The sequence below is a fragment of the Micromonospora halophytica genome (genome assembly GCF_900090245.1).
Lineage (GTDB): Bacteria > Actinomycetota > Actinomycetes > Mycobacteriales > Micromonosporaceae > Micromonospora > Micromonospora halophytica.
Window position 1 is genome coordinate 170,947 of sequence record NZ_FMDN01000004.1, and the last position, 12,272, is coordinate 183,218.

Consider the following 12,272-nt stretch of genomic DNA (forward strand, 5'->3'; position numbering starts at 1 on the left):
TGCCGCCCGGGGTGGAGCGTCGATCAGTTGCCCGGCCCGGTCGCCCGCGCGCCCGCCCCGGCGACGCGCCGCAGCAGCAGGCTGACGTTCTGGCCGCCGAAGCCGAACGAGTTGGTCAGCGCGAACTCCGTCCCGCTCGGCCGGGCCCGGCCACGGACGTGGTCCGCCGGGCAGTCCGGGTCCGGGTCGTCGAGGTGGTACGTCGGGGGCAGCAGTCCCGCGCCGAGCGCCAGCGCGCAGGCCGCCGCCTCCACCACCCCGGAGGCGCCGAGGAGGTGCCCGGTGAGTGCCTTGGTGGAGCTGACCGGCACTCCACCGTCGCCGAAAACCTCTCTCAGCGCAGTCGTCTCGGCGACGTCGCCGAGTTTGGTGCCGGTGCCGTGGGCGTTGACGTAGCCGACGTCGCCCGCTGTCACTCCCCCGGCGGCCAGCGCCCGCCGCATGCACTCGGCCGCTCCCGCGCCGTCGGGGCGGGGCGCGGTCGGGTGGTGGGCGTCGGTCGTCGCCCCGTACCCGGTGACCTCGGCGTAGCCGGTGACGCCGCGCGCGGCGGCGTGCTCGGCGCGCTCCAGCACCAGCAGCGCCGCCCCCTCGGCCAGGACGAATCCGTTGCGCCGGCGGTCGAACGGCCGGCTGGCCTCGGTCGGGTCGTCCCAGCCCCGCGCGAGGGCCCGGGCGTTGCCGAAGGTGTCGGCGAAGGTCGGGAACAGCGGCGCCTCGCTGGCCCCGCAGACCACCACGTCGGCCTCGCCGGCGCGGATCAGCCGGACCGCGTCGGCGACCGACTGCGCGCCGGAGGCGCAGGCCGTGCCGACCGAGGAGCTGTAGCCGCGGATGCCGTGCGCGATGGCGATCCGCGCCGCCGGCATGTTCGGCAGGATCCCGGTCAGCAGGTACGGGCTGACCGCGGCCCGGCCCCGGGCGGCCCGGGCGATCACCTGCGACTCCAGCGTCGACATGCCGCCCACTCCGCCGACGATCACCCCGATGCGCCGGGGGTCGACGTCCCGGCCGACCTCGATGCCGGCGTCGGCGAGCGCGTCGGCGGCGGTGAGCAGGGCCAGCACCACGATCCGGTCCAGCACCTTGGTCTCCGGGCCGGAGGCGACGGTGCGCGGGTCGATCGCCGGCAGCAGGCCGGCGACCTCGAGCGACTCCCGGGCGGGGTGCCCCTCGGGCGGTCGGGTCAGCCCCGACTTACCGCTGGTCAACGCGTCGAAGGTGGCCACCGCTCCCCGCCCGACGGGGCTGAACAGCCCCATCCCGGTGATGACGGCGCTCATGACGGTGACTCGCTCAGGTAACGCTCACGCAGCGCCACCTTGCGGACCTTGCCGGTGACGGTGACCGGGAGGTCGTCGGCGCGCACCGGCACCACCCGGCGCAGGGTCGCCCCGACGTGCGGGCCGAGCGCGGCGCGTACCGCCGGGGTGCGGTCGGTGTCCGGGTCCGCGCCGGCAGCCAGGTCGAGCAGTACGTCGGTGATCACCGTGTCGCCCTCGCGGACGATGACCACGGTGCAGTCGGTGACGTCGGGGCAGGCGGCGAGGATCCGCTCCTCCGACAGCGCGGTGAAGAACCACCGTCCGTCCCCGGCGTCGACCGAGTCGACCGCCCGGTCCATGTGGTAGTAGCGGCCGTCGGCGTCGGCGTGCACCAGGTCGCCGGTGAGGTACCAGCCGCGCAGCCGGGACCGGTACGTGGTGACCGAGTCGTTCCAGTAGCCGCGGAACAGCGAGGGTGAGTCGATACCGAGCCACCCCACCTGCCCGGGCGGCAGTTCGTTGCCGTCCGGGTCGAGCACGGCGACCTTGGTGAACCGGTACGGGCGGCCCACGCAGCGGCCGTACCGGTCGGTGTCGACGGTGTGCGTGACGTGGAACATCGAGTGGCCCATCTCGCTGGAGCCGAGCCCGTCGATGAAGACCGACCCGGGCACCCGGGTCACCCCGTCGCGGGTCATCACGTCCCGGGAGCCGACCGCGACCAGGCGGCGTACGTGCGGCTCGTGCGAGCAGTCGCCGGTGTTGAACCACAGCCGCACCGAATCCAGGTCGTATGCGGAGAGGTCGAAGCGGGCCAGCTCCGCCCAGGTGACGGAGAAGCCGAACACCCCGTCGGGACGCCACCGCTGGATGGCGTCGAGCACCCGCTCCCCGCCCTGGTCGGAGAGGAGGAACATCTCCGCCCGGTTGCCCAGCGCCTGGTTGACCATCAGCACGGTCGCGGTGTGCGGGGCGGGCAACGCGTTGAGGATGCGGCTGGTGCCCTGCGCCTGCGGCATGGACAGCAGGTGCCGGGTGGCGGCGAAGAGGCTGGCGTGCGAGTGCAGCACCGCCTTGGGCACCCCGGTCGTGCCCGAGGTGTGGGTGATGACGATCGGATCCTCGTCGTGGTGCCGGTAGTGGGCGGGGGCGGCTGCCGGGTCGCCGGCGCCCGCCTCGGCGGGCTGACCGAGCAGCGGCGCGCCCAGCTCGTGGCCGACGAGCAGCTCGGTGTGCGCGGCATCGGCGAGCACCCCGGCGGCCCGCAGCCGGCGGATGTACTCGGCGGCGATCTCCGGGCGCAGCCTGCCGTTCATCAGCGCCGGGATCGCGCCGAGGCGGGCCAGCGCCAGGAAGCTGAGCACCATGTCGGCGGCGCCGGTGGCCCAGACCGCCACCGGGTCACGGGGCCGGACCCCCCGCTCGTGCAGCCAGGCGGCCCGGGCGGCCACCCGCTCGTCGAGCTGGCCCAGGGTCAGCGGCTGCTCGGCCGGGTGCCCGTCGACGGCGGTGTCGAAGGTCAACCCCGGCCCCTGCGGGTCCGCCCCGTGCGCCAGCACCCGGGCGAGCACGTTGCCGGCGCCGATCTCGGTGTCGGCGGCGAGCGCCCCGCGCAGTCCCTTCGTCCTCATGGACTCGTTCCTCCCCCCAGCAGCACCGCGACCGCCCCGGTGGGGGCGCCGTCGGATGCCTGTTCGATCAGGACCAGCAACGCCTCGTCGGCGTCGCCGTCATGCAGCAGCAGTTCCGCCTCGGCGGTGACGTCGGCCCTCGGATCCCCCGTCGGGCTCAGGCACACCACCGGGCCGGCCAGTCCCCAGCGCGCCGCGACGTGCCCGGCGACGCTGTTCGGCACCGACTGGAAGAAGAACAGCGGCCCGATCCGGCCCCCGGCGGCGACCGTGGCCCGGACGTGCTCGGCGCTGGGCCGGTCCCCCGCCGCGCTGGCCAGCACCACCGCGCAGCGCACTCCCGGCGGGACGGGGCGTTCGCCGTACCGGCGGGTGAGGCAGCGGTCGGCGACCGCGGCCACCAGCGGGTGGAACGGCGAGTGCACGAACCCGGGCAGCGGCGGTGGATCACCGTCGCCGGGTTCGGGCCAGCGCGCCTCGGCCAGCAGCCGGGGCGTCGCCGACCCCGCGCTCACGGCGCGCCCACCAGCAGGGCGGTGTTCGCGCCGCCGAAGGCCGCGTTGAGGCTGAGCGCGTACGGGCTGCCGACGGGCCGGGGCGCGTCGATGACCACGTCCAGCGGGCAGGCCTCGTCGGGGCCGAGCCAGCCGGCGTTGACCGGCAGCTTGCCGTGCCGTAGGGCCAGCACGGTCACCACCAGCTCGAGCAGGCCGGAGGCTTCCAGCGCGTGCCCGTGCAGCGACTTGGTGGAGCTGACCGGCACCCGGTCGGCGAGGTCGCCGAGGGCGAGGCGCAGCGCGGCCGCCTCGGAGGCGTCGCTGTACCCGGTGCCGGTGGCGTTGGCGTTGACGTAGCCGACCGCGGCGGCCGGCAGTCCCGCTCTGCCCAGCGCCGCCCCGACCGCCCGGGCCAGCCCGCGTCCGGCCGGGTCCGGCTGGCACGGGTGGTACGCGTCCCCGGCCCGCCCCCAGCCGTGCAGGGTCGCGACCGGCTCGGCGCCCCGGCGACGGGCCGCCTCGGCGGATTCCAGCACCACCGCGGCCACCCCGTCGCCGAGCAGCAGGCCTTTGCGGCCGGCACTGAACGGGCGTACGGCCCCGTCGGCAGCGAGCGCCCGGCCGGCGTCGAAGAGCGCGAACTGGTCCGGCTCGACCAGGTAGCCGGCGGCGACCACGACCCGTTCCCGATCGCCCCGGCGGATCATGGCGGCGGCGTCGGCCACCGCCGTGCTCGCCGAGACGCAGGCGCTGGTGTAGATCCGGGTCGGACCGCCGAGGCCGCACCGCCGGGCGAGGTGACCGGCGAGCGCCGGCACCTGCGGCCCGCCGGGCGCCTGCGCCCGCCGGTCGGTGCTGCCGTCGGTCCCGCCGGTCGAGCCGTCGACGGGATCGACGGGCCGGTCGGCACGGAACGGTCCGGGTTGCGAGATCGGGCCACCGTGGGTGGCCAGCAGCAGGGCGGAGTCCGCCCGGTCGGCGGGGTGCAGGCCGGCCGCCCGGCAGGCGGCGTCGATCGCGTCGGCCAGTTCGTCGGACAGCGTCCCGACGTCGGGCAGGGTCGCCGCGACGGTCACCCGGCGGCCGGTGGTGTCGAATCGGCGTACCGGCCGGAACGCCGGCGCTCCGCAGAGCACACCGGCGAGCTGCGCGTCGGCGCCCCTGCCCAGGGCGCTGACCGCATGCATTCCGGAGATCGGTACGGGCTCCCGCTCACCCATCTGCGGGGCTGGTCAGCGAGGTACGGAACACCGCCAGGGCGTCGTCGACGGTGCGGATCCCGGCGAGCTGGTCGTCGGTGAGGTCCATCCGCCGGTCGTAGCGCTGCTCGACCAGGTGCACGAGCCAGGCGAGTTCCATCGAGCCGACCCGGTGCGGCACCTGGTCGACGGGTTTCGCGGTCAGTTCGGCGAGCATGCTCACCAGGTCAGCTCGCCCCAGGTCGGGCCGACCGGACATCAGCGGTTGTCGCTGGTCGACCCGGCGACCCGGTCGGCGACCATGGTGGTGAACTCGCCGACGGTCATCAGGGCGAGCTTCTCCGACTCGTCGTCGGCGAACTTCACGCCGTAGCGGTCCTCCACCCGTACGGCCAGGTCGGCCAGGGCCAGGGACTCCAGGTCGACGCCGGACGGACCGAGGGTCGTCGTGTCGTCGATCTCCTCGACGTCGTAGTTCATGTCCTCGAGCTGCTCGATGACGAAGGTGCGGACCTCGTCTCGCATGGCTTTAACCTCTTTTCGTGAGCGAGCTACCGGTGTCCGGTCAGGACACCGTGCACGTGTGGGTCGGCCGTACCGCCGGCGGTCGGCCGGAGGTGGCGCGGCGGCTGTTGCGGCGCGCGGGGTCCGCGCTGCTCGGCCGGGTGGAGCGGGAGGTCGTGGTCGGTCACGGGCCGGACGGTCGGCCCCGGGTACGGGCCGGGGCCGCGGTGCTGCCGGTGAGCGTCAGTCACGGCGACGGCGTGGTGGTGGTCGCCGCCCGCCGGGCCGGAGCGGTCGGGGTGGACGTCGAGCGGCGCCGCCGGCTGCCCGCGGTGGCGCTGGCCCGCCGCTGGTACGCCCCGCAGGAGGTGGCCTGGCTGAGCGGGTTGCCGGAGGACGCCCGGGCGGACGGTTTCCTGCTGCTCTGGACGGCCAAGGAGGCGGTCGGGAAGGCGCTCGGCCGGGGGCTGCGCGACGGCGGGTTGCGCCGTCGCATGCCGGTGCCCGATCATCCCCGGTCGCTGCTGCGCCCCGTCCCGCAGCTGGCCGACGTCCGGGTCGGGCACCCGCCGTGCCCGGACGGGTTGGTGCTGGCCGTCGCGGTCGCCGCGCCGGTCGGCGAGGTGACCGTCCTCCTCGGGTAGCGGGGCGAGGCCCGGGTGCTCGCCCAGCGGGCCGGTCACGGGGCGGCCGCCCGCAGCACGGGGACCGCGCGCACCAGCTTGCCGGTGGTGGTCCGGGGCAGCTGGTCGACCAGGTGCAGGGTGCGCGGACGCTTGTAGCCGGCGAGCCGTTCGGCGAGGAGCTTCTCCAGCACCTCCTCCGACAGCGGCCCGTCGGGCTGCACGTAGGCGGTGATGCCGTCGTCGTAGACGACCACGGCGGCGGCGACCCCGGGCAGCCCGGTGAGGGTGGCCTCGACCTCGGTGAGGTCCACCTTCAGGCCACCGACGGAGACCTGCGAGTCGAGCCGGCCCTTGACGGTGACCAGGCCGGTGGCCGGGTCGACGGTGCCGGCGTCGCGGGTGTGCAGCCAACCGTCGGCCCACCGGCTGGGGTCGCTGAGCCCGACGTACGGCGAGGCGGGACAGCTCACCCGGAGCTCGCCGCCGACCTCGCGCACCTCGATGCCGGGGGCGGGCATGATCGAGGGGCGGTGCCGGCCGTACAGGTCGGTGCCGATCACCCCGACCTCGGTCATCCCGTACATGTTGCCCAGCGGGACGCCGAAGCGGTCGGCGAACGCCTGGGCGGTCGCCGCGGGCACCAGTTCCCCGCCGGTGGTCATCCGCTTGAGCTGTGGCAGCGGGCCGTCGGCGCGGGTGGAGGCGAGCAGTCCGATGTGGAACGGCACGCCGAGCACGGTCGCCGGGGTGTCCTGCGCGCGGATCGCGGCGAGGATCGCGTCCCCGCCCAGTCGCTCGGGCGGGACCAGCTCGACGTTGGCGTGCAGGCCGTAGAGCAGGCCACCGACGAGGCCCAGCACGTGCACCATGGACGGCAGCAGGATGATCCGTTCGCCGGGCAGCGCCACCCCGTCGATGCGGGTGTAGCGGTGCACCTCGGCGACGAGGTCCGCCGCCGTACGCCCGATCACCTTGGACGGTCCGGTGGAGCCGGAGCTGAGCTGGATCACCGCGTGCCCGCTGACGGCGGGCTGCGCCGAGTGGGCGGTGACGCCCTCGGTGACGTCGACGAAGATGCGCAGCGCGCCGCCGCCGGTGCGGACCGGGGCGACGACCACCTGCGGGGTGAGCCGCTGCAGTGCCCGGTCGACCTCGTGGTCGGTGAGCCGGTGGTCGAGCAGGATCGCCTGCGCGCCGCTGCGCCAGGTGGCCAGCAGGTTCACCACGTACGCCAGCGAGGGCGGCAGCCGCAGCGCGGCGGCCCCACCGGGACGCAGTCCGGCGGCGGCCAGACGGGTCTGCGCATCGCCGACCAGTTGCCGCAAGGTGCCCCGGTCGACCGCTTCCGGAAGTCGGAGACAAATGTCGGTCGCAGGACCGGCGAGCAATACGTCATCGACCCAGGCCGGGTCCTGTGCCGTAAGATTTTCCGTCGGACGATCCATGGTCACTGCCGCCCACCGCCCAGCGTCAAATAGGGCGTAATCCGCCCATCAAGTGCATCTTTCGGGGTGCTGTCGGAACACTACGACAGCCCCGAGAATCATTGCTAGGTGCAAATGGCTAGATCAAAAAGGGCGGCTGGCCGGATTGCCGACACTCGATCGGACAGGCAGGATCAGGCGCGTCCGGCGATCGTGCTGCCACTGTGGACGCCTCATGCCCACATGCCCGGGCACGTCGGATACACCCGGCCAATACCCGACAGGACGGTCGGCCGGAGGCCCGGACAACAAAGGGTGGCGGAGACGCCTAGTGGGCGCCGCCGAGGTTAAGCACCACCACCCCGGCGACGACCAGGCCGACACCGACCACCTTGGTCACGCTCAGCGGCTCGCCGAGGAACACCGCGCCGATCGCCACGATCGCCGCCGTGCCCAGCCCCGACCAGACCGCGTAGGCCACGCCGACCGGGATGTCGCGCACCGCCAGGGCGAGCATGCCGAAGGCGAACAGGTACGACCCGGCCAGCCCGAGGGTCGGCCAGAGCCGGGTGAACCCGTCGGTCGCCTTGAGCAGGCTGGTGCCGAGGACCTCGGCGGAGATCGCGAGCAGCAGGAAGACGTACGCCATGCCCGTCATCCTCGACGACGGCGCGCAGCCGGACGTGGGCCGGCAGGCCATTCCACCGGGCGCGGCTGCGGCTGCGGCCGGCGAGACCCCATCGGCGGTCGTCGCCTCGTGCCCTCCTTACGGCCGCCACCGGGCCCCTGGTCCCGGTCCGGCGATAGCGACAGGCGCTTACCCGGCGTAAGCAGACGGCACAGCGACGGCACCGGGGCTGACGCGCTTTGCTCTGCACCCACGGACGCGCCGGTCACATCGGGTAGCCGGACGGCGCGATCGTGGCCGCCACCTCACCTGGTCCACTACCTGGTCACGACGGTGGCGCGTCGATGGGTGCAGAGCAAAGGACGCGCGATGGAAATGCGGACCCCACCAGCCCGATGACCCACCGTAGCGATCCGAAGTGACGGCTGACGATTACCTTCAGTAACGGTCCAGTGCCGTCGTCCACGACTGTGGAGAGCCGGACCGCCGCCGGTTCAGACCCGGGCGACCTCCGGCGTCTGCGCGTGGATGACGAAGCGCAACGACCGCGCATCGCTGAAGCACTCCCGCATCGGCCGCACCAGGTCCCGGTGCTCGGGGCTGCGTTCCCAGGCCTCGAAGTCGGCCAGGGTCTCCCACTCGCTGGTGATCAACCACTGCTCCGGGTCGGCGGCCGACCGGCACACCTGGTCGACCAGGTGCCCCGGCACGCCCTCGGCGACCAGGTGCCGCACCGCCTCGTACGCCCGCAGGAAGTCCGCCGTGCGCTCCTCGGCGACACGAACCAGAAAGACGATCCGGGCCCGTTGCGTGCTCATTCCGCTGCTCCTCTCGGTGCCGGCGGCGCTCCGCGCAGCACCAGCGCGCTGTTGAAACCGTCGAACCCCCTGGCGCAGACCAGCGCGAGCCGGCTGCGCGGCTGCCGAGGCGTACGCAGGAAGTCCAGCTCGCAGCCCGGCGCCGGCCGGCGTGGGCCGGCGGAGGCGGGCAGCGTGTCGTGGCGGAAGGCGAGCAGCGCGGTCGCCACGTCCAGCGCGGAGCCGCCCTGGTGGGCGCGGCCGGTCAGCGGCTTGTGCGTGCTCACCGGCGGTGGCCGGTCGCCGAAGACCGCGCGCAGCGCCTCGGCCTCGGCGCGGTCGTAGCGGGGCACCCCGAGGGCATCGGGCAGGACCACGTCCACCTCGTCCGCGCCGACGCCGGAACGGTCCAGGGCCAGCCGCATCGCCCGGGCGTACCGGCCCGGGTCGCCTGCGCCGTCCGGGCCGGTGTGCACGGCGTCGTGGGTGGCACCCCAGCCGGTCACCTCGCCGTACACCCGGGCCCCCCGGGCCAGGGCGTGCCCCAGCTCCTCCACCACGAACACCGCCCCACCCTCGGCGGGCACGTAGCCACCGGCCGAGCGGTCGAACGGCCGGTACGCCGCCTCCGGGTCGGAGACGTCGCTGAGCAGGCCGGAGCGGAGCTGGCAGGCCAGCGCGTACGGGCTCAGCGGGCACTCGGTCGCGCCCGCGAGGACCACCGGCGTACCCCGGCGCACGGTGCGCACCGCGTGGGCGAGGCTGTCCAGCCCGCCGGCGGACTCGGCGACCAGCACCCCGCACGGCCCCTTGAACTGGTGGTGGATGGAGAGCTGCCCGACGCTGGCCGCGTAGAACCAGGCGATCGACTGGTACGCCCCGACGGTGCGGCTGGCGCCGCCCCAGAGCCGTTGCAGCTCCCGCTGCCCGAACAGGTTGCCCCCCGACGAGCTGGCCAGGGTGACCGCCCAGCCGTACGGGTCGGGGGCCCGCTCGGGCAGCCCGGCGTCGGCGAGCGCGAGCTTCGTGGCGGCGAGGCCGAGGTGGGTCCAGCGGTCGGTCTGCACGAGCTGCCGGGCGTCGGCGTACGCCGACGGGTCGAAGCCGGACACCTCGCCGGCCACCCGGGTCGGATAGCCCGCGGGGTCGAACAGGGTGATCGGCCCGGTGCGCCGGGTGCCGTCGACCACCGTGCGCCAGTGCGCGTCGACCCCGACGCCGCTGGGGGCCACCACGCCGATCCCGGTGACCACCGCCCGGACGCTCATTGGTGCACCGCCAGCCGGCGGAGGACCATCGCGGACTGGAACCCGCCGAAGCCACTGCCCACCGACAGCGCCACGTCCACCGGGGTCTCCCGGGCCACGTTCGGCACGTAGTCCAGGTCGCACTCCGGGTCCCGGGTGGCCCAGTTGGCCGTCGGCGGCACCACGCCGTACTCGATGGCGAGGGCACAGGCGGCCATCTCGATCGAGCCGATCGCGCCGAGCGAATGGCCGACCATCGACTTGATCGAGCTGATCGGCACCCCGTACGCCGCCTCGCCGAGCGCCCGCTTGAACGCCGCCGTCTCGTGCCGGTCGTTCTGCCGGGTGCCGGAGCCGTGCGCGCTGATGTACGACACGTCCTGCGGGGACAGCCGGGACTGGCGCAGCGCGTCGGTGATGGCCAGGCCCATCTCCACCCCGTCCGGGCGCAGCCCGGTCATGTGGAAGCCGTTGGCGCGGCTGGCGTACCCGGACAGTTCGCAGTAGACGTGCGCGCCCCGGCGGCGGGCGTGCTCCCACTCCTCCAGCACCAGCACCGCGGCGCCCTCGGCGAGGACGAAGCCGTGCCGGTCGGCGTCGAACGGGCGGGAGGCGTGCGCCGGATCGTCGTTGTCCGGGCTGGTCGCCTTGATCGCGTCGAACGAGGCGACGGTGACCGGGGAGATCGGCGAGTCGGACGCGCCGGCCAGCACGACGTCGGCCTCGCCGTCGACGATGAGCTGGTGGGCGTAGCCGATGGCGTCGATGCCGGAGGTGCAGCCGGTGGAGATCACCTGGGCGGGGCCGTGCAGGCCGTGCCGCACGGCCACGTCGGCGGCGAGGCTGCTCGGCACCAGCGCCGGGTAGAGGTACGGCCCACCGAGGGCGTGGTCGACCAGCCACCGCCGGCCGGAGTCGCTGACCCGCACGTACTCCTGCTCCAGGGCCATGGTGCCGCCGACGGCGGTGCCGAGCACCACGCCGGTGACGTCCCGCTCGGCGTCGGTGAGTTCCAGGCCGCTGTCGGCCAGCGCCTCGGTGGAGCAGGCCAGCGCGAACTGCACGTACCGGTCGGCGCGCTGCCGCTCGGCGAGGGTGATGCCGGCGGCATCGGGGTCGAAGTCGCACTCGGCGGCGATCTGGGAGCGGTACGGCGACGGGTCGAAGAAGCTGATCCGCCGGGTGGCCGTACGCCCCTCCGTCACGGTCTTCCAGAAGCGGTCCCGGGTGGCGCCGCCCGGCGCGACCACCCCGACGCCGGTGACGACCGTGCGGCGCCCGGTCACGACCCGCCCCGCTGTTCGACGAGCTCGGTGTCGACGTGGCCGAGCTCCGGGCGGGGTGCCAGGGGGCCCAGGTGGAAGACCACCTCGGCCGGCTCGTCGCCGGTGTTGCGCAGCCGGTGACGCACGTTGCGCGGTACGAACAGCGCCTCCCCGGCGGCCAGCGGCACCGGCTCGTCGTCCAGGTCGACGGTGATCGCGCCCCGCGCCACGTACAGGAACTCCTCGCTGTAGGGGTGGTAGTGCTCGGCGATCCGCTCCCCGGAGGCCAGCGCCGCCACCCCCATGAATCCGGAGGTGCTGCCGACGGTGCGCGGGCCGAGCAGGACCCGCAGCTCGCCGCCGCGCCGCCGGTCCGCGGCGACGTCCCGGGCGGCGACCGGCCCGGTGGTGATCTCGGTCATCGGGTGCCTCCCGCGTACGCCCGCTCGATGGTGTCCTTGATGACGGCGAGCTGGATCCTGCTGTTGGTGTTGATCCGCTCGGTCATGCCGGCGTCGTCCACCGGCGCGCTCGGTTTCATCGCGAAGTCCTGCACCCAGGTCATCCGGGTGCCCTCGGGCTCCTCGGTGTAGCTCCAGTGGATTCGCATGTACTCGAACGGCCCGGTCTCCACCCGGTGCGCCCGGACCTGCCGGGTCGCGGGGTCGGCGGTGCGTTCGCTGACCCAGCTCCAGGAGATCCCGTTCTCGTCGGGGTGCATGGTGAGCCGGAAGCGCACCGTGTCGCCGTCGCGGTGCAGGATCTCCACCACGGCGTACTCGGTGAACAGCTCCGTCCAGCCGGCCACGTCGTTGGTGATGTCCCAGACCAGGGCCAGCGGGGCGGCGATGACGATGCTGTTCTCGGTGTGCCCGGCCGCCGGCCGGGCGTCCCGGGCGACCAGGTCGGCCACGGCGGGGATGCTGAGCTGCCCGGCCTGTTCGGGGATCTGCACCCGCCACCGGTCGGCGACCACGGCGGAGAGCTCCAGCAGAGCCAGGGAGTCCATGCCCAGTTCCTCCAGCGAGGCGGCGGGCGCGCGGGCGGCCGCGTCGGCGTCCAGGCCGCAGTGCGCCACCAGGATGGCGGTGATCTCGGTGGTGAGTGGCTGGCCGTGCGTGACGGTCATCGTTCCTCCTCGGTCGCGGTCAGGACGGATGGGCGGTCGACGCCGTGGTGGCGGCGACCG

The 12,272-nt window shown here is 74.3% G+C and carries 14 protein-coding genes; 1 reads left to right on the plus strand and 13 read right to left on the minus strand.

Annotated elements, in window-relative coordinates:
- Nucleotides 1-23 precede the first annotated feature (23 nt).
- Genes GA0070560_RS08260 through GA0070560_RS08285 form a run of 6 tightly spaced genes read right to left on the minus strand, consistent with a single transcriptional unit; the run spans nucleotide 24 to nucleotide 5,117 of the window.
- Nucleotides 24-1,283, minus strand: coding sequence for a beta-ketoacyl-[acyl-carrier-protein] synthase family protein (locus GA0070560_RS08260; RefSeq protein WP_091293355.1), 1,260 nt, complete (start codon nucleotides 1,281-1,283; stop codon nucleotides 24-26).
- Nucleotides 1,280-2,896, minus strand: a complete 1,617-nt coding sequence (locus GA0070560_RS08265; protein ID WP_091293358.1) for a class I adenylate-forming enzyme family protein — start codon at nucleotides 2,894-2,896, stop codon at nucleotides 1,280-1,282. The genes GA0070560_RS08260 and GA0070560_RS08265 overlap by 4 nt, the downstream gene beginning before the upstream one ends.
- The gene (locus GA0070560_RS08270; protein ID WP_091293361.1) at nucleotides 2,893-3,411 is read right to left on the minus strand and encodes a beta-ketoacyl synthase chain length factor; all 519 of its coding nucleotides are present in this window, start codon (nucleotides 3,409-3,411) and stop codon (nucleotides 2,893-2,895) included. The genes GA0070560_RS08265 and GA0070560_RS08270 overlap by 4 nt, the downstream gene beginning before the upstream one ends.
- Nucleotides 3,408-4,613, minus strand: a complete 1,206-nt coding sequence (locus tag GA0070560_RS08275; RefSeq protein ID WP_091293364.1) for a beta-ketoacyl-[acyl-carrier-protein] synthase family protein — start codon at nucleotides 4,611-4,613, stop codon at nucleotides 3,408-3,410. Before GA0070560_RS08275 ends, GA0070560_RS08270 begins: the two co-directional genes overlap by 4 nt.
- Nucleotides 4,606-4,851 carry a hypothetical protein gene (locus GA0070560_RS08280; RefSeq protein WP_091293366.1) on the minus strand — a complete coding sequence of 82 codons (246 nt, stop codon included), beginning with the start codon at nucleotides 4,849-4,851 and terminating at the stop codon, nucleotides 4,606-4,608. Before GA0070560_RS08280 ends, GA0070560_RS08275 begins: the two co-directional genes overlap by 8 nt.
- Nucleotides 4,851-5,117 (minus strand): acyl carrier protein, encoded by a 267-nt coding sequence (locus GA0070560_RS08285; RefSeq protein WP_091293368.1) that lies wholly within the window; start codon nucleotides 5,115-5,117, stop codon nucleotides 4,851-4,853. The genes GA0070560_RS08280 and GA0070560_RS08285 overlap by 1 nt, the downstream gene beginning before the upstream one ends.
- 17 nt (nucleotides 5,118-5,134) lie before the next feature.
- On the opposite strand from GA0070560_RS08285, the gene GA0070560_RS08290 reads away from it, so the two are divergent.
- Nucleotides 5,135-5,740: a 4'-phosphopantetheinyl transferase family protein gene (locus GA0070560_RS08290; protein WP_091293371.1), complete on the plus strand. Its 606-nt coding sequence runs from the start codon at nucleotides 5,135-5,137 to the stop codon at nucleotides 5,738-5,740.
- 35 nt (nucleotides 5,741-5,775) lie between these two features.
- Here GA0070560_RS08290 and GA0070560_RS08295 read toward each other — a convergent pair whose 3' ends face one another.
- The 7 genes from GA0070560_RS08295 to GA0070560_RS08325 all read right to left on the minus strand — a co-directional run bounded on the left by GA0070560_RS08295 (nucleotide 5,776) and on the right by GA0070560_RS08325 (nucleotide 12,212).
- Nucleotides 5,776-7,167, minus strand: a complete 1,392-nt coding sequence (locus tag GA0070560_RS08295) for a class I adenylate-forming enzyme family protein (protein ID WP_091293700.1) — start codon at nucleotides 7,165-7,167, stop codon at nucleotides 5,776-5,778.
- A gap of 307 nt (nucleotides 7,168-7,474) precedes the next feature.
- Nucleotides 7,475-7,795 carry a DMT family transporter gene (locus tag GA0070560_RS08300; RefSeq protein ID WP_088974806.1) on the minus strand — a complete coding sequence of 107 codons (321 nt, stop codon included), beginning with the start codon at nucleotides 7,793-7,795 and terminating at the stop codon, nucleotides 7,475-7,477.
- A gap of 473 nt (nucleotides 7,796-8,268) precedes the next feature.
- Nucleotides 8,269-8,592, minus strand: coding sequence for an antibiotic biosynthesis monooxygenase family protein (locus GA0070560_RS08305; RefSeq protein WP_091293374.1), 324 nt, complete (start codon nucleotides 8,590-8,592; stop codon nucleotides 8,269-8,271).
- Nucleotides 8,589-9,839: a beta-ketoacyl synthase N-terminal-like domain-containing protein gene (locus GA0070560_RS08310; protein WP_091293376.1), complete on the minus strand. Its 1,251-nt coding sequence runs from the start codon at nucleotides 9,837-9,839 to the stop codon at nucleotides 8,589-8,591. Before GA0070560_RS08310 ends, GA0070560_RS08305 begins: the two co-directional genes overlap by 4 nt.
- A complete protein-coding gene (locus tag GA0070560_RS08315; RefSeq protein WP_091293378.1) occupies nucleotides 9,836-11,104 on the minus strand; it encodes a beta-ketoacyl-[acyl-carrier-protein] synthase family protein in 1,269 nt (422 codons plus the stop codon). Before GA0070560_RS08315 ends, GA0070560_RS08310 begins: the two co-directional genes overlap by 4 nt.
- Entirely contained in the window at nucleotides 11,101-11,505 is a 405-nt protein-coding gene (locus GA0070560_RS08320) for a cupin domain-containing protein (protein WP_091293380.1), read from the minus strand. The genes GA0070560_RS08315 and GA0070560_RS08320 overlap by 4 nt, the downstream gene beginning before the upstream one ends.
- Nucleotides 11,502-12,212 (minus strand): SRPBCC family protein, encoded by a 711-nt coding sequence (locus GA0070560_RS08325; RefSeq protein WP_091293383.1) that lies wholly within the window; start codon nucleotides 12,210-12,212, stop codon nucleotides 11,502-11,504. Before GA0070560_RS08325 ends, GA0070560_RS08320 begins: the two co-directional genes overlap by 4 nt.
- Nucleotides 12,213-12,272 lie beyond the last annotated feature (60 nt).

What these genes read in the sequence shown, in the direction of transcription:
- GA0070560_RS08285 (WP_091293368.1), bottom strand. Translation starts at nt 5,117, where the DNA reads ATGCGAGACGAGGTCCGCACCTTCGTCATCGAGCAGCTCGAGGACATG.
- GA0070560_RS08265 (WP_091293358.1), bottom strand. Translation starts at nt 2,896, where the DNA reads ATGAGGACGAAGGGACTGCGCGGGGCGCTCGCCGCCGACACCGAGATC.
- GA0070560_RS08295 (WP_091293700.1), bottom strand. Translation starts at nt 7,167, where the DNA reads ATGGATCGTCCGACGGAAAATCTTACGGCACAGGACCCGGCCTGGGTC.
- GA0070560_RS08275 (WP_091293364.1), bottom strand. Translation starts at nt 4,613, where the DNA reads ATGGGTGAGCGGGAGCCCGTACCGATCTCCGGAATGCATGCGGTCAGC.
- GA0070560_RS08260 (WP_091293355.1), bottom strand. Translation starts at nt 1,283, where the DNA reads ATGAGCGCCGTCATCACCGGGATGGGGCTGTTCAGCCCCGTCGGGCGG.
- GA0070560_RS08325 (WP_091293383.1), bottom strand. Translation starts at nt 12,212, where the DNA reads ATGACCGTCACGCACGGCCAGCCACTCACCACCGAGATCACCGCCATC.
- GA0070560_RS08305 (WP_091293374.1), bottom strand. Translation starts at nt 8,592, where the DNA reads ATGAGCACGCAACGGGCCCGGATCGTCTTTCTGGTTCGTGTCGCCGAG.
- GA0070560_RS08300 (WP_088974806.1), bottom strand. Translation starts at nt 7,795, where the DNA reads ATGGCGTACGTCTTCCTGCTGCTCGCGATCTCCGCCGAGGTCCTCGGC.
- GA0070560_RS08280 (WP_091293366.1), bottom strand. Translation starts at nt 4,851, where the DNA reads ATGTCCGGTCGGCCCGACCTGGGGCGAGCTGACCTGGTGAGCATGCTC.
- GA0070560_RS08310 (WP_091293376.1), bottom strand. Translation starts at nt 9,839, where the DNA reads ATGAGCGTCCGGGCGGTGGTCACCGGGATCGGCGTGGTGGCCCCCAGC.
- GA0070560_RS08320 (WP_091293380.1), bottom strand. Translation starts at nt 11,505, where the DNA reads ATGACCGAGATCACCACCGGGCCGGTCGCCGCCCGGGACGTCGCCGCG.